Raw genomic sequence first — 23,976 nt, forward strand, 5'->3', positions numbered from 1 at the left:
TCAGGCACTCGTACGTCGGTTGGTGGCGAGCAAGGGGGCCAGGAACCGGCCCGTGTAACTGGTTGGGTGCGAGGCCACCTTCTCGGGCGTTCCTTCGACGACGACGCTACCCCCGCCGTTGCCCCCTTCGGGACCCATGTCCACGATCCAGTCGGCAGACTTGATCACGTCGAGGTTGTGCTCGATCACGAGCACGGTGTTGCCCTTGTCGACCAGGCCCTGGAGGACGCCAAGCAGTCGCCGGATGTCCTCGAAGTGCAGTCCGGTCGTCGGCTCGTCGAGGACGTAGATCGTCCGCCCGGTCGAGCGCTTCTGCAGCTCGGCCGCGAGCTTGACACGCTGCGCCTCACCACCGGACAGCGTCGTGGCCGGCTGGCCCAGGCGCACATAGCCCAGTCCGACCTGGACAAGCGTGGTCAGGTGGCGGCTGATCACCGGGACTGCCGCGAAGAACTCCGAGGCTTCCTCGATGGGCATGTCCAGCACCTCGGCGATGGTCTTGCCCTTGAAGTGGACCTCGAGGGTCTCGCGGTTGTAGCGCTTGCCGTTGCAGACCTCGCAGGGGACGTAGACGTCCGGCAAGAAGTTCATCTCGATCTTGAGGGTGCCGTCTCCGGAGCAGGCCTCGCAGCGTCCGCCCTTGACGTTGAAGCTGAACCGGCCCGGCAGGTAGCCCCGCACCTTGGCTTCCTGGGTCGAAGCGAAGAGCTTGCGGACGTGGTCGAAGACGCCGGTGTAGGTGGCGGGGTTGCTCCGCGGGGTTCGCCCGATCGGGCTCTGGTCGACGTGCACGACCTTGTCCAGCTGGTGCAGCCCTTCGACCTTGCGGTGCCGGCCCGGCACGTGCCGCGCACCATTGAGCTGGTTGGCCATGACGTGGTAGAGGATGTCGTTGACCAGCGTCGACTTGCCCGAGCCTGAGACTCCCGTGATCGCGACCAGGTTGCCCAGCGGGAAAGACACGTCAATGTTGTGAAGGTTGTGCTCGCGGGCACCTCGGACCGTGACGAGCCGTCCGTCCTGGGGACGGCGCGAGGTCGGGGTCGGGATGGCCTTTCGTCCCGAAAGGTATTGCCCGGTCAGGGACGTCTTGTGGGTCAGCAGGTCAGCGACCGTGCCGCTGTGCACCACTTCACCACCGTGCTCGCCGGCACCCGGCCCGATGTCGACGACCCAGTCAGCGGTCGCGATCGTGTCCTCGTCGTGCTCGACGACGATCAGGGTGTTGCCGAGGTCACGCAGCCGGGTCAGCGTCTCGATCAGACGGTGGTTGTCGCGCTGGTGCAGGCCGATGCTGGGCTCGTCAAGCACGTAGAGGACCCCGACCAGTCCAGAACCGATCTGGGTCGCCAGCCGGATGCGCTGCGCCTCGCCGCCGGACAAGGTCCCGGCGGGACGGTCGAGCGAGAGATAGTCCAGGCCCACGTCGAGGAGGAAGCCCAGCCGCGCCGCGATCTCCCGGTTGACCTGGCCTGCGATCGAGGACTCGCGCTGTGTGTAGGCCACTCCATCGAGAAACTCCGCACATTCATCGATGGGCAGCGCGCAGACCTCGGAGATGTTCTTGCCACCGATGAGCACGGCCAGGATCTCTGGCTTCAGGCGAGCCCCGTGGCAGGCCGGGCAGGGCACTCGCCGCATCAGGCTCTCGTAGCGCTCTCGACTGTTTTGCGAGTCGGTCTCCATATGCTTGCGCTTGACGTAAGGGACGACGCCCTCGAACCCCGTCGAGTAGCTCCGCTCCCGCCCAAATCGGTTCTTGTAGCGGACATGCACCTTGTGCTGGTAGCCGTGCAGGATCGCTTCCTTGGCCCGTGCCGGCAACTGCCGCCACGGCACCTCGAGCCGAAATTTCAGATCATCGGCCAGCCCCCCCAGGACCCGTCTGTAGTAGTCATTCAGGCCGGCGGTCGTCGACCAGGGGATGATCGCGCCCTCCGCGATGGAGGTGTCCTCCCCGCGGATCACCAACTCAGGGTCGACCTCCAGCTCAGAACCGATGCCGGTACAGACCGGGCAGGCCCCGAACGGGCTGTTGAACGAGAAACTGCGCGGCTCGAGGTCGTCCACGCTGAGGGGGTGGTCGTTGGGGCAGGACATCCGCTCGGAGAACCGCCGCTCGTGGGGCAGCACCTCCCCGGAAGCGTCCGTGGGCACCGGCCGATCGCCGACCGGTGCCCCCCCCTCGACGGGCACATCGATGAACTCGGCCACGACGATCCCGTCTGCCAGGCGCAGCGCCGTCTCGACGGAGTCGGTCAGCCGGCGGGCATAGGCCGTGTCCGTCGAGCCGTCGGCAGCCGACTTGGCGACGAGGCGATCGACGACGACCTCGATGGTGTGCTTGCGCTGCTTCTCCAGCGTGGGCGGCGCACTCAGCGTGATGACCTCCCCGTCGACTCGCGCCCGGGAAAAACCGGACGTCTGCAGCTCCTCGAACAGATCGACGAACTCGCCCTTGCGGCCACGCACGACGGGGGCGAGCAACTGGTAGCGGGTGCGCTCGGGCAGCTCGAGCAACCGGTCGACGATCTGTGACGTGGTCTGGCGCTCCACCGGCTCCATACACACGGGACAGTGAGGCCGCCCGACGCGGGCGAACAGCAACCGGAGGTAGTCATACACCTCGGTGATGGTGCCGACCGTGGAGCGTGGGTTGCGGTTGGTCGACTTCTGGTCGATAGACACCGCGGGAGACAGGCCCTCGATGAAGTCGACGTCCGGCTTGTCCATCTGACCCAGAAACATCCGGGCGTAGGCCGACAGCGACTCGACGTAGCGGCGCTGTCCCTCGGCGAAGATGGTGTCGAAGGCGAGGCTGGACTTGCCCGAGCCGGACAGCCCGGTGAAGACGACGAAGGCATCACGGGGGATGTCGACCGTGACGTTCTTGAGGTTGTGCTCCCGCGCACCCTGAACCACGATCCGGTCGTGGCGAGGTCGGGAGGTAGGCATGACTGTTGGCACTACCTCACTGTAGATCGCCGCACTGACACACCCCACATCCGAGCGATCTCGCCCTCAGCCGTGCAGCGCAGACCCGACTGCACGGGCCGCAGCGACGACCTGCTCTCCCAAGTCTGGGGTGGGTGCCGCGCCGACGAAGACGATGGCGATCGCACCGACGCAGCGACCACTACCGTCGTGAATTGGCGCTGCGCAGGAGCGGTAGTCGGGGATGACCTCACCGTGCGACTGTGCCCACCCGCGACCGCGGGCCAGCGTGATCTCGGGGCGCTCCCCGGCTTGCGGCTCCTCGCCGGCGAGGATCGCTAGGCCGGGCGCACCTTGGGTGATCGGGTGCTGCACCCCCGGCCGGTAGGCGATGTGAGCCATCGTCGTCCGCGGCTCCTCGACGTGCACAGTCAGCGCGAGCTGGCCTTCCGGCACTACCAGAAAAGCGGTCCTGCCGGTGCGTTCGGCCAGCTCCACGAGCCTGGGAGCTGCCACGTCGCGCAGAGTGGAGGCGACCCCGCGGGCAAGCACCGCCAGCCGCGCGCCGACGACGTATCTGCCGTCCTCCCCACGCACGATGAATCCTCGGTGCTCGAGGGTGCGCACCATCCGATAGGTGATCGACCGGTGCAGTCCCGCACGCTCGGCGATCTCGATGACGCTCAACGGCGACGCAGCCCCCGCGAGGATCTCGAGGGTATGCAGTCCCCGATCGAGGGTCTGCGACCCGACGCCTTGGGGCAGTGGTGCGCGCGTGTCCCTTGTCATGGCGTCTGCTGACCTCTAGTCTCTTGAGTATTCGACAACCGAACGTGCTGCTCGACTATAGAGCTCCCAAAGTGAGGAATCGCAATGATGCGTTACCCCAAGATTTTCTCGGTCCTCGCCGTCGCCAGCCTCGCGCTGGCCACGGCCGGATGTGCAGAGGAGACCCAGAGCCCTGATCAGGACACCTCGACGCAAGCCGGCGGTGGCGCTGCCGCGGACGAGGGTCCGATCAAGGTGGGGGTCGTGCTCGACATCACCGGCGCGGGGGCCAGCCTGGGGGTCGCCGAGCGCGAGACCATCGAGATGCTGACCAAGAAGGTCAACGGGGACGGCGGGATCGACGGTCGTCAGCTCGACGTCATCATCGAGGACAACCAGTCCACTGAGGACGGTGCCGCCAAGGCCACCAGCAAGCTGCTCACCTCCGACAAGGTCCACATCCTGATCGGTGCCTCGCGCACCGGACCCAGCCTCGCCATGAGGCCGCTCGCCGAGGACGCCAAGATCCCGATGATCTCCCTCGCCGCCAACCAGAAGATCGTGGACGGCTCCACCTGGGTCTTCAAGACCGCGCAGAACGACCGCGTTGTCCTGGAGCGGATGGCGGACGACATGAAGAAATCCGGTTACCACAAGATCGCCATCGCGCGGGACGCCTCGGGCTTCGGCGAGGGCGTCCCCGAGATGCTCACCGAGATTGGCAAGGACGCCGGGATCGAGGTCGTCGCGGTGGAGAAGTTCGCCCCCGATGCGACGGACTTCACCGCCCAGATGGTCAACATCCGCAACAGCGCTCCGGACGCCGTCCTCATCTGGGGCATTCCGCCAGCCGCCGCGCTCGCGCAGAAGGCCTACGCTCAGCTCGGCCTCGACAAGCCGGTCTATCAGTCCCACGGCATCGGCAACCAAGCCTTCCTCGACGCGGCAGGCGACAGCGCCAACGGACTGCGCGCAGCGCTCGGTCGGATGCTCATCGCCGACCAGCTTGACGACGACGACCCTCAGAAGGAAGTCGTGACCACCTTCATCTCGGACTACGAAGCGGCCTACGACAAGGGCCCGTCCACCTTCGCGGGCCACGCCTACGACGGCTTCATGATCGCGGTCAACTCGATCGACGAGGCCGGCACGGAGCCGCAGGCGCTTCGCGACCAGATCGAGAAGGTGGCCGACTGGCCAGGCGTCTCGGGCGTGTTCACGATGACACCTGAGGACCACTCCGGTCTGACTAAAGAAGCCCTCATGATCGTCACTGTCGAGGACGGGAAGTGGAAGATGGTGGAGGGCAGCAACCGATGATCGACTTCCTGCAGCTGACCTTCTCCGGGTTGGCGCAGGGTGCCGTTTACGGCTTGGTCGCGCTCGGTTTTGTCGCGGTCTTCGCAGTGCGCGAGATCGTCAACCTGGCTCAGGGCGAATACTCGTCCCTGGCTGGGTTGGCGGCCATCACCGCTGTCGCGTCCGGGCTGCCGCTGTTGGTAGCGATCCTGCTCGTGGTCCCCTTCGTCGTCATCGTTTCGGTCGTCATCGAGCGCATCGCGATCGCCCCCGTCAAGAAGATGACGCCCCTGGTGTCGATCATCCTCACCCTGGGTGTCTCTACGGCGATGAAGGCCATCATGCTCCTGGTGTGGGGCCCCGAAGGGCAGTCGCTCGAGCCCTTCCCCGGCCACAACTTCGTCGTCGGTGGAGTGAGCATCCGGTCTCAGGAGTTATGGATCCTGGGCATCTCCGCACTACTGGGGTATGCCGTCGTGTGGTTCTACGAGCACACGCTCTACGGGAAGGCGTTGCGGGCCTGTGCCGAGCAGCCGATCGCGGCCCGCCTGGTTGGCATCTCACCGAAAAAGGCCACCATGATTGCCTTCGCGATCGCCGGACTGGTCGGTGCCGTCGCCGGAGTCATCGGGACGCCGATCTACTTCGCTTCCTGGGAGTCCGGGCTGGCACTGGGCCTCAAAGGCTTTGTCGCCGCGACCCTCGGTGGCCTGGTGTCCTTCCGGGTCGCCTTCCTCGGCGGACTCTTCCTGGGGGTTTTGGAGAACTGGGTCGCCGGCTATCTCGACAGCGGCTACCGCGATGCGGTCGCCTTCGTCGTGCTCGTCCTGGTCCTGGTGGTCCGGCCGCAGGGGCTGGCGCTGCGCGGAAGCGGGGTGCGGGTCTGATGCCGGTCAAGAAACTCATCCCCTACGCCCTCCTGATTGCCGCTCTCATCATCTTCCCAATGGTCGCGCCCATCAGCGTCGTCAACATCGGGGTCTACGTCCTCATCTTCGCGATCGCTGCGGTCGGCCTGAGTCTGCTCATGGGGTTGGCCGGCCAGGTCAGCCTCGGTCACGCCGCGTTCTTCTCCATCGGCGCCTACACCCAGGGCATCCTGGTCACCAAGCACGACTGGAACATGTTCATGGCCATCCCGGTCTCGATGCTCATGTCCATGGTCGTCGCGCTGCTCGTCGGTCTGCCCATGCTGCGGCTGCGTGGACATTTCCTCGCCCTCGCCACGCTCGGCCTGGGCATCATCGTCACGATCGTCGCCCGCGAGCTGGACTACACGGGCGGGACGTCCGGCATCTACGGCATCCCCAAACCAGACTTCGGCGGCCGGGTCTACAACACCCCTGCCGAATTTTTCTGGCTCATCTCTCCCGTCGTGGTCCTCGCCGTCGCTCTTGGTGACAAGCTGAAGCACTCACGGATCGGACGCGCCCTCGGCGCGGTCAACGACTCTGAGGTCGCCGCCGAGTGCCTCGGTGTCGACACCTTCCGGCTCCGCGTCAAGGTCTTCGTCCTTGCGGCGGCCTACGCCGGGTTGGCTGGCGCCTTCTACGCTCACTGGCTCGCAGTCGTCAGCCCTGAGTCCGCCAACTTCCCGCTGTCCGTGTCCTTCCTCCTCATGGTCGTGCTCGGCGGTCTGAGCACCATCTGGGGCGCACTGACCGGCGCGATCCTGGTCGAGACCATGGATGAGGGCATGCGCGCTCTCATCCCCCACCTGATCCCGGGCGCGTCCGGAGAAGTCCAGCTGCTCGGCTTCGGTTTGGTGCTGGTGCTGGTCGTGGTCCTGCTCCCCGGTGGTCTAGCCCAGCTCTGGGACATCCTCCGGCGCCGGGTCCGGGGCATCCGCGAGGACCCCGGCGTTGACGACTCCGAGACGCCGGAGGCACTGGGGCCCGAGCTGGATGCGTTGCTGGCCCAAGCTGACGTGGGTCCCCCCGGGAGCCGCGTGCTGGAGGTGCGTGGGCTGACCAAACGCTACGGCGGGGTGACCGCCCTGCTCGACTTCGACCTCGACGTGGACGCCGGGGAAATCGTGGCACTCATCGGCCCGAACGGTGCGGGCAAGACCACGGCCTTCAACATCATCACCGGCGTGATGCCGCCCACCGAAGGCAGCGTGTCGGTCAACGGCACGACGGTCACCGGCAAGCGGCCCAACACCATCGCTGCGCTGGGCGCGACCCGCACCTTCCAGAATCTACAAACATTTAAGAGCACGTCGGTCCGCGGCAACGTGATGGTCGCCCGGCACCTGCGCACCAAGGCGGGTCTCCTGGCCGGGATGTTCGGCTTCGACCGTGGTGAGGAGCGCCGGACCTGGCAGCAGGTGGACAGCGTGCTGACCGCCACGGGGCTGCACCGTCACGCGGACCGGCCCATCACGGCCCTGAGCTTTGGCCAGCAACGGCAGGTGGAGGTCGCACGCGCGCTAGCCCTCGCGCCTTCGCTATTACTCCTGGACGAGCCGATGGCCGGGCTGTCTGGTTCCGAGCGTGATCACCTTTCACAGATGCTCAACAAGGTCCGAGACGCTGGCCTGTCCGTCCTCCTCGTGGAGCACGACGTGGCCGCCGTGATGGCCCTTGCGGACCGCATCTACGTGCTGGACGACGGCGTCCGGATCGCCCACGGCAAGCCGCGCGCCATCCGCGCCAACCCCGCTGTCATCGCTGCCTACCTGGGCACCGGCGAGGAGGACGACAATCTCGTCCGCTCCGCCGCAGCGCAAGTCGAGGACCTGTCCAGCACCTCAGGAGGCGAACGATGAGCCTCACCGTGACCAACCTCACCGCCGCCTACGACGGGCTCCGGGTGTTGCACGGCGTCTCCCTCGACGTCCAGCAGGGCGAGATCCTCGCCGTCGTCGGGTCCAACGGCGCCGGCAAGACGACCATCCTGCGCTGCGTCTCCGGGTTGCTGCACCCCACCGGCGGCACGATCATGCTCGGGGATACCGACGTGACCCGGCTCGGAGCAGAGAAGATCTCGGCCCACGGACTGGCTCACGTGCCCGAGAACCGGCTCGTCTTCCCCTCCCTCACCGTCGAGGACAACCTTCAACTCGGTGGCTGGAACCGGCGCAAGGACGGCCGCTACCGGGAGCGCCGCGACACCGTCCTGGAGCTCTTCCCGCGGCTGGGTGAACGCATCAACCTCCTGGCGGGCGCGATGTCCGGGGGCGAGCAACAAATGCTCGCGGTCGGGCGCGCCCTCATGGCTGATCCCACGGTCGTCGTCCTCGACGAGCCCAGTCTCGGCCTGGCCCCCAAGGTCGTCGGCGAGATCATGGCCGCGCTGTCGACCCTGCGGGCAGAGCGCAATATCGCCGTCCTGCTCGTTGAGCAGAACCTTCGGGCCGCGTTCTCCGTCGCGGACCGCGCGGTGGTGATGGAGCGTGGGACAGTGCTCACCGAGGGGACACCTGCCGAGCTCGACAACGACCCGCGCGTGCAGGCCGCCTACCTCGGCGGCACAGCCTCGACCACCTCTTCGGGCACCGTCGAGCGGCTCGTGCACGCCGTCGAGGTTTATGACAAGAGAGTGGTCTCACCACCCTCGGAAGGAACAGAATCATGAGCAAGCCGTTCGCCTCCAGCCAGGACCTTGAGGAAAAGGTAGCGAGCATCGAGGTGCTCGCCGATGGGGTCTACGCGCGGACCGCCCAGGGTGATCCCAATGTGGGAGCGATCGAGGGCGAAGACTTCCTGGTCTGCTTCGAGGCCCTGGCCACCCCCGCTGCCGCCCACGAATGGCTGACCCAACTGCGGACCTATACCGACAAACCGGTGCGCTACCTCGTCCTGTCCCATTACCACGCCGTGCGCGTGCTAGGTGCCCCGGCCTTCCAGGCCCAGGAGATCGTCGCTCACGAGCTCACCCGAGAGCTCATCCGTGAGCGAGGACAGCAGGACTGGGACTCCGAATACGGCCGGATGCCGCGCCTGTTCAAGGAACCCGAGTCAATCTCGGGTCTGACCTGGCCCACGGTGACGTTCAGCGACCGGCTCACCATCCCCCTCGGCGGTGATCGCGGGGACCTCGTCCTGCAGTACTGCGGGCGCGGGCATACCGAGGGTGACATCGTCGCGTGGCTCCCCCGACACAAGGTCTTGTTCGCCGGAGACCTCGTCGAAGCCCAGGCCGCGCTCTACACCGGTGACGCCTTTCACCGCGACTGGGCCGGCGCGGCGCTCGCCAAGATCTCCTCCTTCGAGGCCGAGCACCTGGTCGGGGGGCGTGGAGGAGTCGTCTCCGGCGCGGCCGTCGGCGCAGCCATCGACCAGACGCGGCACTTCCTCACTGAACTGATCCAGTCCGTCTCCGGAGTCCACCAGCGGGGTGGGACGCTCAAGGAGGCCTTCGACGCCAGCTATGCGGCGCTGGCCAACGACTACGGCAGGTGGCCGATCTTCGAGCACACTCTGCCCTTCGACGTCTCACGCGTCTGGGATGAACTGTCGGGAATCGAGCGACCGGTCATCTGGACCGCCGACCGCGACCAAGAGATCTGGGCCCAGCTCCAAGGCTGAGCAGTGAAGACCGCCCGGTGACAACGTCAGCGCACCGGCACGAGGAGAGGAGGGTATGGCGATGGTCGACCCTGACCCCGCCCTGATCTCGAGTGCGGCCACGGAACGAGTCATCGTCATTGGGGCCGGCCCCGTCGGCCAGACTACGGCACTGCTGCTGGCGCGCTACGGCATACCCGTTATCCTTCTCGACGCCCGCCCCGCCCGTGACCTCGTCGGGAGCAGGGCGATCTGCCAGCAGCGCGACGTGCTCGACATCTGGGACTGGTGCGGCGCCGGTCAGATCGTCCAGGAGGGCCTGACGTGGACCCGGGCCCGGACGTTCTACCGGGACCACGACCTCTTCTGCGTCGACCTGCCCGATCCGGGAGCCAGCCCGCTGCCCCCCTTCGTCAACATCGCCCAGCCTCGCACCGAGCAGATCCTGGACGCCCTGCTGGAGGCCAGCCCGCTCGTGGACCTGCGATGGGGGCACGAAGCGGTCGAGTTGCAGACGATCGACGAAGGGGTGGAGATCGTCGCGCGCACCACGCACGGAGAAGTCCGGATCGGCGGGTCCTACGCGGTGGCCGCCGCCGGGGCCCGCGGCAGCACCGTCCGCTCTCAGCTCGACATCACCTTCGGCGGACGCACCTTCGAGGACACCTTCCTGATCTGCGACGTGCGGGCCGAGCTTCCAGGGTGGGAGCGGGAGCGGCGATTCTACTTCGACCCTGAGTGGAACCGGGGCCGGCAGGTCCTGATCCACCCCTGTCCCGACTCGATCTACCGGATCGACTGGCAGTTGGCGGCCGACCATGACCCGAGGGAGGTCCTGGCACCGGAGAGCCTGCGGCAGCGCATCACCGACGTCATCGGGGACCGTCCCTTCGAGGTGGTCTGGTCCTCGATTTACCACTTCCATGCACGGATCGCGTCTGCCTTCCGGGCAGAGCGGGTCTTCCTGGCCGGTGACATGGCCCACTTGGTCGCACCCTTCGGCGCCCGAGGCCTCAACTCCGGGGTCGGTGACGCTGACAACCTGGCCTGGAAGCTCGCCGCCGTGCTGCAGGGCTGGGCTCCGCAGACGCTGCTCGACAGTTATGAGCCGGAGCGTCTGGCAGCTGCTCGCGAGAACCTGGAGGTCACCAGCGCCACCATGAACTTTCTGGTCCCCCCGGACGAGGCGGCTTGGGCGCGCCGCCACGCCCTGCTGGAGCAGTCTGTGCAGGACGTGGCCGCGCGGGAGCAGGTGGACTCCGGGCGGCTCTGCGAGGCCTTCTGGTATGTCGACTCCCCGCTGACCACGGCCGACCCTTCGCGCGCCTGGCCGGGACGGCCCCGGCGCGGTGAGACGCCAGCACCGGTGCCCGGGGTGAGCTTGCCGGACGCACCGGTGACGACCGCAGAGGGCCCGAGCCGGCTGCGACTGCTGATCCGCGGGCAGGTCACGCTCCTGAGCGATGAGGAGGAGCGTGGAGATGCTGCGCTCGCGGCCCTCACCTCGGCCCTGCCCCCCGGCACCCCACTGCGGCACCTTGACCTGTCCAGGCTCGATGGGGCTGGTGCCGTGCAGGCCGGTCTGGACTGGCAGCCCGGTGACCTCTGGCTCGTCCGGCCCGACGGCCATACCGCCGCCCGGGTCAGCGACGCGTCCACACAGATCGCCACCGACGCGCTGGTCGCCGCCGCACTCCGGATGCTCGGTTTCAGCGTCGGGCAGGGACCTCTTCACTCAGCGCAGGTGGAGACCGTCGGGGCGCAGCGCCCTGCTGGCGGTTCGACCGTAGACTCTCCCCCATGAGTGCCAGGCCCGGTCTGATCGGCCATGTACGCCCGAACGGACCGAGCTGGCGTCTCGACCTCGGCCGCGCGGTCGTCCGCAAATGCTCTGTGTCGCAGATGGACAACAACGTCTACCTGATCACGTGCGCAGCAACGGGCGAGCGACTCCTCATTGACGCGGCCGACGACGCCGATCGGATTCTGGGGCTGCTCGGTGAGGACGCACCCCCGTCAGCCGCCAGCGACGGTGCTCCTGCACCTGTGGAAGGACAGCAGGGTTCTGCGATCGGCCTCCGGTCTGCACGGCTGGAGTATCTCCTCACCACGCACCAGCACTGGGACCACCACCGAGCCCTTGTCGCCATCCGCGACGCGACCGGCGCCCAGACCCTGGCCGGGGAGGCAGATGCAGACGCCCTCCCCGTGACCGTCGACCGTCGACTGGTCCACGCAGACACGATCGGGGTAGGGGATCTTCGCCTAGCGGTGATCGGGCTGGCAGGACACACGCCCGGCTCGGTCGCGCTCGCCCTCCGCCTGCCTGACCAGCCGACGGTCATCTTCTCTGGTGACAGTCTCTTTCCTGGCGGCCCCGGCAGGACACCCGAGACCGACGCCTTCGCGAACCTGATGGACGACTTAGAGACACGGATCTTTGCCGTTTACGACGATGACACGATCGTGCTGCCCGGGCACGGAGACAACACCACCCTGGGACAGGAGCGGCCTTCGCTGCCGGACTGGCGGACCCGCGGCTGGTGAGCACCACCTCATCCGCGGCGCACCCACGGGTGCACCCGGTCACCTTGGTCCTGCTCGCCGTGGTGTCCGTGCAGTTCGGTGGTGCCCTGGCAGTGACCCTGCTCCCCCTCGTCGGCGTCGTCGGCTCGGTCACCCTTCGCCTGACCCTGGCCACTGTCATGTTGTGGCTGTTCGTGCGCCCTCGGCTTCGTGGCCGCAGCCGAGGCGACTGGATGGTCGTGACCGTCTTCGGCTTGGTGCTGACCGTCATGAACCTCGCCTTCTACGCCAGCCTGGAGCGGCTTCCGATCGGGGTAGCCGCGACGATCGAGTTCCTCGGACCCCTGACGCTCGCGGCGGCCCTGTCCAGACGAGGGCGCGACCTGGCCGCCGTCGCCACGGCGCTCAGCGGAGTTGTTCTCATCTCCCAGGCGCTGACCACCCCGTGGGCCGACCTCGACCAGGTCGGGATCGCTCTCGCGGGCGCAGCCGGGGTCGCTTGGGCCTGCTACCTCACCTTGAGCCGGCGGACGGGAGCTCGCTTCGAGGGACTGGACGGTATCGCTATCGCGATGGCGATTGGTGCGGTTCTGACCCTCCCCTTCGGTCTGGCGACAGCGGGGTCAGACCTATGGGGGGCCGACGCTCTGCTGCGTGGGTTAGGCATCGCGCTGCTGTCTTCGGCGATCCCCTACAGCCTCGAACTGCTCGCGCTGCGAGCCCTGAGCTCCGGCACCCTCGGGGTGCTGCTCAGCCTTGAGCCTGCTGGTGCTGCCCTCGCCGGACTGCTTGTCCTGGGGCAGGTGCTGGCGCCGTTGCAGCTGGTGGGCATGGCCCTCGTCGTGGCGGCGAGCATCCTGGTGCTTGGCCGACGGGTCGAGCCTGGCCAGCCAGGTCTTGCCATCGACGAAGGCGGCCCCGATCTGGCCTAAGGGGTCAGAGGGGCGAGACCTCGGAGTCTGTCGACCCGTTCCTGGCGTCTCTGCGGATCTTGAGCAGGCTGGCGATCGCAGTGACCCCCAAGATGACGATGATCGAGCTGAGAGAGAACCAGATGGGGATATCCCAGACGTCGAAGTTCTCGCCACCGTTGATGAACGACAGCTCGTTTTCGTGCATCGCGTGCAAGATCAGTTTGACCCCGATGAAGGCCAGCAAGACTGATAACCCGATGCCGAGATACACCAGGCGCTTGAGCATGTCGCCGAGCAGGAAGTACAGCTGGCGCAACCCCATCAACGCAAAAACATTAGTCATCAGCACCAGGTAGGCCTGGTCCGTGAGCCCGAATATCGCCGGGATCGAGTCGAGCGCAAACAGCAGGTCCGTGGTTCCCAGCGCGATAATCACCACCGCCATCGGGGTCAGGACGCGCTTGCCGCTCTCGACGATGCGCAACTTCGTGCCGCCGGACCAGGACTGGGTGACCGGGAAGCGCTTCTCGACCCAGCGCAGCAACGCGTTCTCCTGGAAGTCCTCGTCCTCATCACCGTCCCCGGACAGGCTCTCTCTGGCAAGTTTGATCGCCGTGTAGATCAGGAAGATGCCGAAGATGTAGAAGACCCAGGACCACTTGTTGATCGCGGCCGCACCGAGGAGGATGAAGATGGCACGCATGACCAACGCCATCACGATGCCGACCATCAGGGCGTACTGCTGCAACTTCCTCGGCACACCGAACTTGGCCATGATGATGAGGAAGATGAACAAGTTGTCGACCGAGAGGGAGTACTCGGTGAGCCAGCCCGCGAAGAACTCGCCGGCATACTGCCCGCCCTCGAAGACCCAGACCCCGATCCCAAACAAGACCGCCAGACCGACATAGATCGACAGCGCGACGGAGACCTCGCGACGGGTGGGCTCGTGCGGTCGGCGCCCCAGGACGAGCAGATCGAAGACGAAGATCGCGGCGACGACCACCAGGGTGGCGACCCACACCCAGAGGGGGACCTGGATTCCTTGCATAGAAAGCCTTCCGGTCAAACCAACGGACCGGAGGTCTCTCCCGCCCCCGCACGTCCGTAGGACGATGCGTTGGCCGACTCCCCGGGCCGATGAAGCTCTCGCTCACGTCGTGCCGTCTTGACGAGGATGCCGTCAGGGGATACTCCCCTCCGATGGACGTTGCCCATTCTGACATATCGCCAGCCCAGAGCGGTTCACCTCCGTCAGGAAGTCGCTTCGCGCATCTGCCGGAGCTCCTTCTTCAGATCAACGAGCTCGTCCCGCAACCGGGCCGCCAGCTCGAAGTGCAGATCCGTCGCCGCCTGGTGCATCTGGTCGGTCAACTCGTGGATCAGCGCAGCCAACTCGGTCGCGGGCATGTCGTCGGTGGCCCGACGGTCGATGACGGAGGTGCCCAGGGCCGCGGCCCCTCCGCGCCCGCGGCCGGTCCCCCGAGACTGTCGTCGTCCACTGCCCATGAGCGCTTCGGTATCAGCGTCCTCGCGCTCGAGCAGGTCGGTGATGTCCGCGATCTTCTTGCGGAGCGGCGTGGGATCGATCCCGTGTTGGCGGTTGTAGGCGACCTGGATCTCCCTGCGCCGGTTGGTCTCTTCGATCGCCTGCTCCATGGACGGGGTGATCTTGTCGGCATACATGTGCACTTGGCCCGACACATTGCGGGCCGCCCGCCCGATGGTCTGGATGAGAGACCTGGCGGAGCGCAGAAAGCCTTCTTTATCGGCGTCCAGGATGCTGACTAGGGACACTTCAGGCAGGTCCAGGCCCTCGCGCAGCAGGTTGATGCCGACGAGCACGTCGTACTCCCCCACCCGTAGCTCGCGCAGCAGCTCCACCCGGCGCAAGGTGTCGACCTCGGAGTGCAGGTAGCGGACGCGCACACCCTTGTCGAGGAGGTAGTCGGTGAGGTCCTCGGCCATCTTTTTGGTCAGCGTGGTGACCAAGATGCGCTCGTTCTTGGCCGTCCGCTGCGCGATCTCATGCAGGAGGTCGTCGATCTGACCCCTCGTGGGCTTGAGGACCACCTCGGGATCGATCAGGCCGGTCGGCCTGATGATCTGCTGGACCGTGCCGTCCGACTTGGCCAGCTCGTAGGTCCCAGGAGTCGCGGAGAGGTAGACGGTCTGGCCGATCCGCTCAAGGAACTCCTCCCACTTCAGCGGCCGGTTGTCCATGGCGCTGGGCAGCCGGAAGCCGTGGTCCACCAGGGTGCGCTTGCGGGACATGTCGCCCTCATACATCGCGCCGATCTGCGGGACAGTGACGTGCGACTCGTCGATCACGAGCAGGAAGTCCTCGGGGAAGTAGTCCAGGAGGCAGTTGGGTGCGGAGCCGGGCTGGCGGCCGTCGATGTGCATCGAATAGTTCTCGATGCCTGAGCAGGCACCGACCTGGCGCATCATCTCGATGTCGTAGGTCGTGCGCATCCGCAGCCGCTGTGCCTCCAGGAGCTTGCCCTCCCGCTCGAACTTGCCGAGCTGGTCCGCGAGCTCCGCCTCGATCCCGCCGATGGCGCGTTCCATCCGTTCAGGTCCAGCCACGTAGTGCGAGGCCGGGAAGACGTACATCTCCTGCTCCTCGCGCACCACCTCCCCGGTCAGCGGGTGCAAGGTGTAGATCCGGTCGACCTCGTCACCGAAGAATTCGATGCGGATCGCCAACTCTTCATACTGCGGGATGATCTCGACGGTGTCGCCGCGGACCCGGAAAGTGCCGCGGGAGAAGGCCATGTCGTTACGGGCGTACTGCATGGTGACGAAACGCCGGAGCAGCTCGTCGCGCTGGATGGTCTGCCCGATCCGGAGCCGGACCATCCGGTCGACATATTCTTGCGGAGTGCCCAGACCGTAGATGCAGGACACCGACGCGACCACGATCACGTCGCGCCTGGTCAGCAGCGAGTTTGTCGCCGAGTGGCGAAGCCGCTCCACCTCGTCGTTGACCGACGAGTCCTTCTCGATGTAGGTGTCGCTCTGGGGGACGTAGGCCTCGGGCTGGTAGTAGTCGTAGTAGCTCACGAAGTACTCGACCGCGTTGTGGGGAAAAAGCTCTCGGAACTCGTTGGCCAGCTGTGCCGCGAGCGTTTTGTTGGGGGCCATCACCAGCGTCGGACGTTGGACCTGCTCGATCAACCAGGCAGTAGTCGCCGACTTGCCGGTGCCCGTCGCGCCCAGCAGCACAATGTCCGGCTCGCCGCGCTGAACTCGCTGGGTCAGCTCTGCGATCGCCGTCGGCTGATCGCCGCTCGGCTGGAAGTCGGAGACCACGCGGAACGGGTTGACGGTCCGCTGCAGGTCGGTGATAGGACGCATGGCTTCCACGCTAACGCCAGAGGCTGACAGACCCTTCCCGAGCCGGTGTCGGGACGAGAGGGTCAGCCGGCGCGCAGCTCAACCGGTGCGCCGGTCAGTCGCGGTCGCCAATGCGCCGCTGGTCATACAGGAGGTCGGCCCAGGTGCGAGCCAGGACCGGCGGGAGGTCACCCTCGGCGAGGATCGCCTCTAGTGCGGCAAGCTGCGCTGGTGTCCACCGGAATGCTGGGCTGCAGCGGCCCACCACCAGGGCCAACGCCTGACCCCGCCGGGCTACTGTCCGCGCCCCATCCAGGAACGGCGCGACCAGCGGGTCGACGAGCGGTCGCTGCTCGGCGAGCCAGAGCCCTTCGGCGAGCGCACCGAGCTCGCGGTTGGACGTGTCGTCCGCCAAGAGACGCTCCAATGCCTCCCGTGCCGCCGCCCGAGTGGGCGCCGCGGCCGCCACCGATAGCGCAGCGAGCCCCGCCGCGCTCGAGCGGTCCCGCACCTGTTCTGCGGCGAGGTCGGCGGCCACGTCCTCGCCGAGGCCAGAGAGGCGCACGAGGGCCTGCCACCTTTGCACCTGGCTGAGTCGGGGGCCGGACTCAGTCTCTGCCAGCCAGTCGCGCAGCAGGGACGCGTCATGGGTGGTCGCGAGCACCGCACCTGCAGCGCTCTCCACCACCGCAGCGCTGTCCGCCGCCTGCCCGGTCAGGATCTGCAGGGCGACCTGGGCCAGCCGCTCGTAGAGACTGGAGACTTCTCCAGGCGATGCCGTCGCGGCCACGATCCCGACCGCGCGACGCAGCACGTGCTCGATCACGACCGGAGCGCCTTCCTGAGGCAGGTGGTCCTCGACCAGCCCGACCAGGTAGGCAGGGGCCAGGTCCGCGGTCGCCGCGGCATCAAGGAGCGTCGCCCACACCATGATGCGGGGATGTTCGTCAGGCACCGCGCAGAGGGACTTCTCGACGAGTTCCATCGACACCTCATCGAGGACGACGCGGGCGAAGGTGTCGCCGGTGCTGTTCGGTACGACGAGGTCCGCCGGGCGGAGGGTGACGTCGTCAGCGCCGAGGTCGACAACCTCCCCCCAGTCCCGCACGAGCCCACCCCCCGGTGCTGACGAGTAGCCATGCACGCGAAGCCGGTGCGGCCGAGAGCCCTCACGCCGCAGACGCGGCGCGCTACCCCCTGCTGCGCCTGGTCCCGGACCGTCGCCGCGCACGACCCGGATGGTGTCATGGCCGGACGTGCGGAGCCACGCCTCCACCCATCCAGGCACATCGCGGTCGGTCACGCCCTCAAGCGCCATGACGAAGTCAGCCAGGCTCGCGGTGCCGAACCGGCGCTGCGTCAGGTGCCGGTTGACGCCGGCGAAGAAGGTCTCTTCGCCGAGCCAGAAGGCTAGCTGACGGACGCAGGAGTTGCCTTTCGCATAGGAGATCGCGTCGAAGTTGTTGAAAGCTGAGTCGACGTCCGGGACGTCCTCGGGAAAGGGCGCCACCGGATGACTCGATGGGCGGGCGTCCGCGGCATACCCGCCTGCCTTGCGGGAGATGTCGAACTCGCCGAACGTGTCCGTCCCCCCCCCCAGCGCGTGCCCCCCGACCAAAAAGCCCAGGTAGTCAGCGAACGACTCATTGAGCCAGGTGTCCTCCCACCAGCGGAAGGTGACCAGATCACCGAACCACATGTGGGCCATCTCGTGCGCGATGATCATGGCGCGTCCGCGCTGTAGTGCCTGCGGCGTCGAGCCGGCGGGCAGGAGTTCGTCCCGGAAGGTGACACAGCCCGGCGTCTCCATGGCGCCCCAGTTGTGCCCCGGCACGAAGACCTGGTGGTAGGCGCCGAAGGCGTAGGGCTGCGTGAATCGTCGCGCGTAGTCGTCATAGGCGGCCTCCGTCACGCGACGCAGGTCTGGCAGGTCGCGATCGAGGTCGGTCACCTGCGACGCGCGAGCGTGCCAGCCGAACTCCAGCCCGGCGTGCTCCCACGTGCGCGATGCCCAGGGACCGATGCAGACCGCGACCAGGTAGGTCGAGATCGGGGGTGTCGGCTCGAACGTCCAGTGGGCACCGCCGTCGGGCTCAGCGGGAGCAGTGAGCCTGCCGGTGCCGTTGGACAGGGCCGTGATCCCGGGCGTCGTCCGCACCGAGAGTGCAAAGGTCGCCTTGAGGTCGGGCTGGTCGAAGCACGCGAAGACCCGACGGGCTACGTCCATCCCGCCGTAGGCCCCCAGGTAGACCGCGCCGTCCACGGGGTCCACGAAACGGTGAAGCCCGTCACCGTCGGTGACGTAGGGCAGTCGAGCTTCGACGACCGCCTCGTTGGCCGTCGCCAAACCGCTGAGGTGGACCTGGTCCTGCCGGTACGCCTGCCCCTGCACGCGCTCACCGTTGAGCCAGACCTTGACGTCGGTGGCGTGCTGGAGGTCGAGGAAGGTGCTCGCGCCAGGCTCGGCGGCGAATCGCACGCGGGTGCGCGCGAAAAACTCCCCCTCTCCGGTCACGTCCAGGTGGATCTCATAGCTCACGTCATGCACGGTGGCGGAACGAGCGCGGGCATCCTGCAGGGTCAGTGACACGCCCCGACCTTACAAACCGCTGCGGACAGACCAGAGGCCCGGACCCCCAGGGGGATCCGGGCCTCGCGGCGGCGCGTCTAGTGACGCGGTCGATCAGTTACCAGTGAGCTTCTCGCGCAGAGCGGCGAGCGCCTCGTCGGAGGCCAGCGTGCCCGCAGCCTCGTCGACCGACTCCGAGGAGTAGGACGTGGAGGCCGAGGCCGCCTCGACACCAGGCTCGGGCTCGGCGTTCGCGGCCGTCTCGACCTGAGCCTTGTGGGCCTCCCAGCGGGAGTGGGCGTCGGCATACTCCTTCTCCCACTTTTCGCGCTGGGTCTCGAAGCCCTCCAGCCACTCGTTGGTCTCCGAGTCGAAGCCCTCGGGGTACTTGTAGTTGCCCTCGGCGTCGTACTCGGCAGCCATGCCGTAGAGCGTCGGGTCGAACTCCGCGGTGACCGCCTCGTTGGCCTGCTTGAGCGAGAGGGAGATCCGGCGGCGCTCCAGGTCGATGTCGATGACCTTGACGAAGACCTCGCCACCGACGTTGACGATCTGCTCCGGCAGCTCCACGTGACGCTCGGCGAGCTCGGAGATGTGCACCAGGCCCTCGATGCCGTCCTCGACGCGCACGAACGCACCGAAGGGCACCAACTTGGTGACCTTGCCCGGCACGACCTGACCGATCGCGTGAGTGCGGGCGAAGGTCTGCCACGGGTCCTCGAGGGTCGCCTTCAGCGAGAGCGAGACGCGCTCGCGGTCCATGTCGACGTCGAGCACCTCGACGGTGACCTCGTCACCGACCTCAACGACCTCGCCGGGGTGGTCGATGTGCTTCCAGGACAGCTCGGAGACGTGGACCAGACCGTCCACACCGCCGCCCAGATCCACGAACGCACCGAAGTTGACGATGCTGCTGACCACACCAGAACGGACCTGGCTCTTCTGCAGTTCCTTGAGGAAGGTCGTGCGGACCTCCGACTGGGTCTGCTCGAGCCAGGCGCGGCGGGACAGGACCACATTGTTGCGGTTCTTGTCCAGCTCGATGATCTTGGCCTCGATCTGCTTGCCGACATAGGGCTGCAGGTCGCGGACGCGACGCATCTCGACGAGGGAGGCGGGGAGGAAGCCACGCAGACCGATGTCAACGATGAGGCCACCCTTGACGACCTCGATGACGGTGCCGGTGACGACGCCGTCCTCTTCCTTGACCTTCTCGATCGTGCCCCAGGCGCGCTCGTACTGCGCGCGCTTCTTGGACAGGATCAGGCGGCCCTCCTTGTCCTCCTTCTGGAGAACCAGGGCCTCGACCACGTCACCGACAGAGACAACCTCCGAGGGGTCGACGTCGTGCTTGATGGCCAGCTCACGCGAGGGGATGACGCCCTCGGTCTTATAGCCGATGTCGAGCAGGACTTCGTCCCGGTCAACCTTGACGATGACACCTTCGACAATGTCTCCGTCATTAAAATTCTTGATCGTTGCGTCGATCGCAGCGAGCAGTTCTTCTTCCGAACCGATGTCGTTAACAGCGATCTCGGGGATCTGCGCCGTAGTGGCAGTCATGTAGTAGGGGCTCCGATTGTGGACATGGATGAGTGGATGGACTTGTGCAGTGGTGCGCCGCAGCCCCCGCCACACCTCATACAGGTAAGAAGGGACACGCCAAACGCCCTCCCACCCTACTGATCGCACGCCCCAACGGTCAAAACGAGTCCCGGGGCGCACTCTACGCTGACGGCATGAGCACTCCCCCCTCCCCCGATCGGGTCGCGCGCCGGCCGGTGCCGCACGCCGAAGCCGCCCGCGCTGGTCGCTCCTGGTGGGACGGAGCCGCCGAGGCTTACTACTACGAGCATGGCGGCTTCCTCGGCGACGCGTCGTTGGTCTGGGGTCCAGAGGGTTGGACGGAGGAGGACCTCAGCCTGCTGGGCACGGTCCGCGGGCTGGACGTGCTCGAGGTCGGCGCAGGGGCAGCCCAGGGGGGCAGATGGTGCAGCACCCAGGGCGCGCGCGTGGTCTCTACCGACGTGTCAGCAGGGATGCTGGCGGTGGCTCGGCGCATCGATACCGATGCGGCCGCAGCCGCAGGTGCCAGCGGTATGGAGGGGCACCGGTCGCTGAGCTATGTCCAGTGCGACGGTGGTGTTCTGCCGTTCGAGGCGGAGGCCTTCGACGTCGTGTTCTCGGCGCATGGCGTGCTGGCTTTCGTTCCCGGAGCCACCGACGTCCTGCGCGGATGGGCTCGCGTGCTGCGGACCGGCGGGAGGTGTGTCTTTTCCGTGCCCCATCCCATGCGGTGGGCCTTTCCCGACGTGCCCGGGCCGGAGGGGTTGCAGGTCACCCACTCCTACTTCGACCGGCGCCCGTATGTCGAGGAGACCTCGGCGGGCCTGGTCACCTATAGCGAGCACCACCGCACGTTGGGCGACCTGGTGCGCGCGGTCGTGGCCGCCGGACTCGTCGTGGTCGATCTGGTAGAACCGCCATGGCCCGAAGGCCTGGAGCACACGTGGGGAGGGTGGAGCCGGCTGCGGGGAGAGCTCTTCCCCGGAACGCTGATCGTGGTGTGCACCAAATCTGGGCCGCGCGTGCGGCCGGACGTGAACTGATTTAGGTCACGGTTCGGACACAGTGGGCCGCAGTCCCGTTCGGATGGCGCCCTCACGCCCTATAGTCCCGTCTGTCATGCATCCTTAGTGACGCATGCCCAACTGCCCGTGATCCCCCGACTGGAGGAGCAGTGTTGCCCACCACGTCCTATCGGGAACGTCGCCGGAACAGAAGCCCGTGGCAAGTGCTCGGACTGCTGTTCACCGCGTTGTTCCTCGTCCTTTTGCCTGCGGCCGCTCATGCCAGCACCAGCGAGTTCCCTATCGTGGGCAACGTCAAGAATGACGGTGTGCCGCTGGCCGACGTCCGGATCGTGGTGACAGGCGAGGGCTACGAGCAAGAGGCCCTCACGGACGCCGACGGTCGGTTCACCGTCCAGGTTCCGAGCCAGGATGGCACCTACGAGATCTTCCTCGACGAGGAGACCCTGCCCGAGGGCGTGACGGTCAAGGGCGACAACCCTCGACCCACGGAGTTCGGTGCGCAGTCGTTCCGACCGGTCAACTTCTTCATCGGTGAAGGGGTCCGGGACGTGCAAAGTTTCGGCAGCCAACTGGCCGAGCGATTGGTCAACGGCCTCAACTTCGGGTTGATGCTTGCCTTGGCCTCCATCGGGCTGTCCCTGGTCTACGGCACGACCGGGTTGGCTAACTTCGCGCACGCCGAGATGGTCACCTTCGGTGCAGTCATGGCGTTGGTCTTCGCCGGCATGATGAACATGAGCCTCTGGCTCGCCATACCCCTGGCGCTGGTGGCCAGCGGCCTCTTCGGGTGGCTGCTCGACTGGGGGATCTGGAAACCGCTACGCAAGAGACGGGTGGCGATCGTCCAGGTGATGATCCTGTCGATCGGTCTGTCTCTCTTCCTGCGTTACGTCTTCCAGTTCTTCATCGGCGGCGGCACGCTGCAACTCCCCGGCGTCGGCGGCACCAAGCACACCCTCTTCGGAGACGTCGCGCTGACCACGGTCGACATGGTGAGCATGGGGGTGTCCACCGGAATCCTGCTGGTGGTCGCCTACTGGCTGCTCTTCACCCGGATCGGCAAGGCCACCCGTGCCATTGCTGACAACCGGGCGCTCGCGGCAGCCACCGGCATCGACGTGGAGAAGGTCATCCGCATCGTGTGGATCGCCAGCGGTCTGCTCGCCGGTCTCTCGGGCATCCTGTGGGCCTACTTCCGGCCGGGGATCAAGTGGGACATGGGCACGCAGCTGCTGCTGCTCATCTTCTGCGCGGTCGTCCTCGGTGGCCTGGGCACGGCGTTCGGGGCACTCATCGGCTCCTTGATCACTGGTGTCCTGGTCGAGATCTCGACGCTGTGGATCCCTTCGGACACCAAGTACGTCGGGGCGCTGCTCATCTTGATCCTGGTCCTGCTGGTGCGCCCTCAGGGCATCCTTGGCCGTCGCGAACGAATCGGATAGGTGATCTGATATGGACTGGGGAGCCATCCTCAACAACACGTTGGCCTTCATGCTCAGCGCTGAAGCCATCGCGTTCATGCTCGCGGGCATCGGCCTGGCCATCCACTTCGGCTACGCCGGGCTGCTCAACTTCGGGGTCGCCGGCTATATGGCCATCGGCGCCTACGGTTACGCCATCTCGATCCTCAGCTTCGGCTTCCCCTGGTGGGCAGCCATGATGGTCTCGGTCGTCGGCTCGATCATCTTCTCGCTGATCCTCGGCATCCCGACGCTGCGGCTGCGTGCCGACTACCTGGCGATCGTGACTATCGCTTCGGCAGAGATCGTGCGTCTGCTCTTCACCACCCAGGCTTTCGACAAGTACACCAACTCAGCCGATGGGCTGGCCAACTACCATGCGAGCTTCCGCAACGCCAATCCCATCCCGCCTGGCACCTACGGCTTCGGGCCCTGGGAGTACAACGCAGATCAGTGGTGGGTGCGGATCTTCGGCCTCGCCCTTGTTGCCTTCGCCCTCCTCGTGACCTGGCTGCTCATGCGCAGCCCCTGGGGCCGCGTCATCAAGGGCATCCGAGAGGACGAGGACGCCGTGCGAGCGCTCGGCAAGAACGTCTTCCTCTACAAGATGCAGGCGCTCATCATCGGCGGCATCTTCGGTGCCTTCGGCGGGGTCGTCCTCTCGCTACCCTCCGCCGTCGTGCCGTCCGTCTACATCACGAGCATCACCTTCTTCATCTGGACCGCGCTCCTGCTCGGTGGTGCCGCCACCATCTTCGGACCGGTCCTGGGCGCGTTGCTCTATTGGGCCATGATGGCGTTCCTGTCCGGGCTGCTGCCGGCTCTGGCCTCCAGCGGGACCTTGCCGATCAGCCCGGTGCAGGCCGGTGTCCTGCGCTACATCATTCTCGGCCTCCTGCTCATGCTGCTTGTCGCGTTCCGACCACAGGGCATCCTGGGCAACAAGAAGGAGATGACCTTTGTCAACTGACCAGCCCGAAGGGGCGGAGATCCACACGCCCACGGCGGCAGACCTCGCGCCGCAGGAAGAGATCGTCGAGGACATCGTCCCGACAACCAGAC

17 protein-coding genes are annotated in these 23,976 nt (G+C 66.6%); 11 read left to right on the forward strand and 6 right to left on the reverse strand.

Going from position 1 to position 23,976, the window contains the following annotated elements:
• Both uvrA and Q4P07_RS00880 read right to left on the reverse strand, forming a co-directional pair.
• On the reverse strand, positions 1-2,955 hold the full coding sequence (uvrA, locus tag Q4P07_RS00875) for an excinuclease ABC subunit UvrA (RefSeq protein ID WP_303373034.1): 2,955 nt from the start codon (positions 2,953-2,955) through the stop codon (positions 1-3).
• A 66-nt stretch (positions 2,956-3,021) separates the two neighbouring features.
• Positions 3,022-3,723 (reverse strand): IclR family transcriptional regulator, encoded by a 702-nt coding sequence (locus Q4P07_RS00880; RefSeq protein WP_303372996.1) that lies wholly within the window; start codon positions 3,721-3,723, stop codon positions 3,022-3,024.
• An 84-nt stretch (positions 3,724-3,807) separates the two neighbouring features.
• On the opposite strand from Q4P07_RS00880, the gene Q4P07_RS00885 reads away from it, so the two are divergent.
• The 8 genes from Q4P07_RS00885 to Q4P07_RS00920 are packed head-to-tail and all read left to right on the forward strand — an operon-like array spanning position 3,808 to position 12,970.
• A complete protein-coding gene (locus Q4P07_RS00885; protein ID WP_303372997.1) occupies positions 3,808-5,022 on the forward strand; it encodes an ABC transporter substrate-binding protein in 1,215 nt (404 codons plus the stop codon).
• On the forward strand, positions 5,019-5,888 hold the full coding sequence (locus tag Q4P07_RS00890) for a branched-chain amino acid ABC transporter permease (protein ID WP_303372998.1): 870 nt from the start codon (positions 5,019-5,021) through the stop codon (positions 5,886-5,888). Before Q4P07_RS00885 ends, Q4P07_RS00890 begins: the two co-directional genes overlap by 4 nt.
• Entirely contained in the window at positions 5,888-7,771 is a 1,884-nt protein-coding gene (locus Q4P07_RS00895; protein ID WP_303372999.1) for a branched-chain amino acid ABC transporter ATP-binding protein/permease, read from the forward strand. The genes Q4P07_RS00890 and Q4P07_RS00895 overlap by 1 nt, the downstream gene beginning before the upstream one ends.
• Positions 7,768-8,580: an ABC transporter ATP-binding protein gene (locus tag Q4P07_RS00900; protein WP_303373000.1), complete on the forward strand. Its 813-nt coding sequence runs from the start codon at positions 7,768-7,770 to the stop codon at positions 8,578-8,580. The genes Q4P07_RS00895 and Q4P07_RS00900 overlap by 4 nt, the downstream gene beginning before the upstream one ends.
• Positions 8,577-9,533: an MBL fold metallo-hydrolase gene (locus Q4P07_RS00905; RefSeq protein WP_303373001.1), complete on the forward strand. Its 957-nt coding sequence runs from the start codon at positions 8,577-8,579 to the stop codon at positions 9,531-9,533. Before Q4P07_RS00900 ends, Q4P07_RS00905 begins: the two co-directional genes overlap by 4 nt.
• 55 nt (positions 9,534-9,588) lie before the next feature.
• On the forward strand, positions 9,589-11,316 hold the full coding sequence (locus tag Q4P07_RS00910; protein WP_303373002.1) for an FAD-dependent monooxygenase: 1,728 nt from the start codon (positions 9,589-9,591) through the stop codon (positions 11,314-11,316).
• A complete protein-coding gene (locus tag Q4P07_RS00915; protein ID WP_303373003.1) occupies positions 11,313-12,059 on the forward strand; it encodes an MBL fold metallo-hydrolase in 747 nt (248 codons plus the stop codon). Before Q4P07_RS00910 ends, Q4P07_RS00915 begins: the two co-directional genes overlap by 4 nt.
• Positions 12,056-12,970, forward strand: a complete 915-nt coding sequence (locus Q4P07_RS00920) for a DMT family transporter (RefSeq protein WP_303373004.1) — start codon at positions 12,056-12,058, stop codon at positions 12,968-12,970. The genes Q4P07_RS00915 and Q4P07_RS00920 overlap by 4 nt, the downstream gene beginning before the upstream one ends.
• Before the next feature lie 4 nt (positions 12,971-12,974).
• Here Q4P07_RS00920 and Q4P07_RS00925 read toward each other — a convergent pair whose 3' ends face one another.
• The 4 genes from Q4P07_RS00925 to rpsA form a co-directional block, all read right to left on the reverse strand.
• Positions 12,975-13,994, reverse strand: coding sequence for a TerC family protein (locus Q4P07_RS00925; RefSeq protein ID WP_303373035.1), 1,020 nt, complete (start codon positions 13,992-13,994; stop codon positions 12,975-12,977).
• A gap of 212 nt (positions 13,995-14,206) precedes the next feature.
• A complete protein-coding gene (uvrB, locus tag Q4P07_RS00930; RefSeq protein ID WP_303373005.1) occupies positions 14,207-16,312 on the reverse strand; it encodes an excinuclease ABC subunit UvrB in 2,106 nt (701 codons plus the stop codon).
• Between the two features lie 94 nt (positions 16,313-16,406).
• Positions 16,407-18,881, reverse strand: a complete 2,475-nt coding sequence (gene pepN, locus Q4P07_RS00935) for an aminopeptidase N (RefSeq protein WP_303373006.1) — start codon at positions 18,879-18,881, stop codon at positions 16,407-16,409.
• Between the two features lie 93 nt (positions 18,882-18,974).
• The gene (gene rpsA, locus Q4P07_RS00940; RefSeq protein ID WP_303373007.1) at positions 18,975-20,423 is read right to left on the reverse strand and encodes a 30S ribosomal protein S1; all 1,449 of its coding nucleotides are present in this window, start codon (positions 20,421-20,423) and stop codon (positions 18,975-18,977) included.
• A 176-nt stretch (positions 20,424-20,599) separates the two neighbouring features.
• Here rpsA and Q4P07_RS00945 point away from each other — a divergent pair, with 176 nt between their 5' ends.
• From Q4P07_RS00945 to Q4P07_RS00955, 3 genes are all read left to right on the forward strand, one after another.
• Entirely contained in the window at positions 20,600-21,469 is an 870-nt protein-coding gene (locus tag Q4P07_RS00945; RefSeq protein WP_303373008.1) for a class I SAM-dependent methyltransferase, read from the forward strand.
• 134 nt (positions 21,470-21,603) lie between these two features.
• Positions 21,604-22,896: a branched-chain amino acid ABC transporter permease gene (locus tag Q4P07_RS00950; protein ID WP_303373009.1), complete on the forward strand. Its 1,293-nt coding sequence runs from the start codon at positions 21,604-21,606 to the stop codon at positions 22,894-22,896.
• A gap of 10 nt (positions 22,897-22,906) precedes the next feature.
• Positions 22,907-23,884 (forward strand): branched-chain amino acid ABC transporter permease, encoded by a 978-nt coding sequence (locus Q4P07_RS00955; RefSeq protein ID WP_303373010.1) that lies wholly within the window; start codon positions 22,907-22,909, stop codon positions 23,882-23,884.
• The last annotated feature ends 92 nt before the right edge of the window (positions 23,885-23,976 follow it).

Source organism: Ornithinimicrobium sp. (assembly GCF_030537745.1).
Taxonomy (GTDB): Bacteria; Actinomycetota; Actinomycetes; order Actinomycetales; family Dermatophilaceae; genus Ornithinicoccus.

Bases quoted from the DNA above. Each gene is read 5' to 3' on its own strand.
- Q4P07_RS00910 (WP_303373002.1), top strand. From the start codon at position 9,589: ATGGCGATGGTCGACCCTGACCCCGCCCTGATCTCGAGTGCGGCCACG.
- uvrB (WP_303373005.1), bottom strand. From the start codon at position 16,312: ATGCGTCCTATCACCGACCTGCAGCGGACCGTCAACCCGTTCCGCGTG.
- Q4P07_RS00905 (WP_303373001.1), top strand. From the start codon at position 8,577: ATGAGCAAGCCGTTCGCCTCCAGCCAGGACCTTGAGGAAAAGGTAGCG.
- Q4P07_RS00895 (WP_303372999.1), top strand. From the start codon at position 5,888: ATGCCGGTCAAGAAACTCATCCCCTACGCCCTCCTGATTGCCGCTCTC.
- rpsA (WP_303373007.1), bottom strand. From the start codon at position 20,423: ATGACTGCCACTACGGCGCAGATCCCCGAGATCGCTGTTAACGACATC.
- uvrA (WP_303373034.1), bottom strand. From the start codon at position 2,955: ATGCCTACCTCCCGACCTCGCCACGACCGGATCGTGGTTCAGGGTGCG.
- Q4P07_RS00955 (WP_303373010.1), top strand. From the start codon at position 22,907: ATGGACTGGGGAGCCATCCTCAACAACACGTTGGCCTTCATGCTCAGC.
- Q4P07_RS00880 (WP_303372996.1), bottom strand. From the start codon at position 3,723: ATGACAAGGGACACGCGCGCACCACTGCCCCAAGGCGTCGGGTCGCAG.
- Q4P07_RS00900 (WP_303373000.1), top strand. From the start codon at position 7,768: ATGAGCCTCACCGTGACCAACCTCACCGCCGCCTACGACGGGCTCCGG.
- Q4P07_RS00890 (WP_303372998.1), top strand. From the start codon at position 5,019: ATGATCGACTTCCTGCAGCTGACCTTCTCCGGGTTGGCGCAGGGTGCC.
- Q4P07_RS00945 (WP_303373008.1), top strand. From the start codon at position 20,600: ATGAGCACTCCCCCCTCCCCCGATCGGGTCGCGCGCCGGCCGGTGCCG.
- Q4P07_RS00915 (WP_303373003.1), top strand. From the start codon at position 11,313: ATGAGTGCCAGGCCCGGTCTGATCGGCCATGTACGCCCGAACGGACCG.
- Q4P07_RS00885 (WP_303372997.1), top strand. From the start codon at position 3,808: ATGATGCGTTACCCCAAGATTTTCTCGGTCCTCGCCGTCGCCAGCCTC.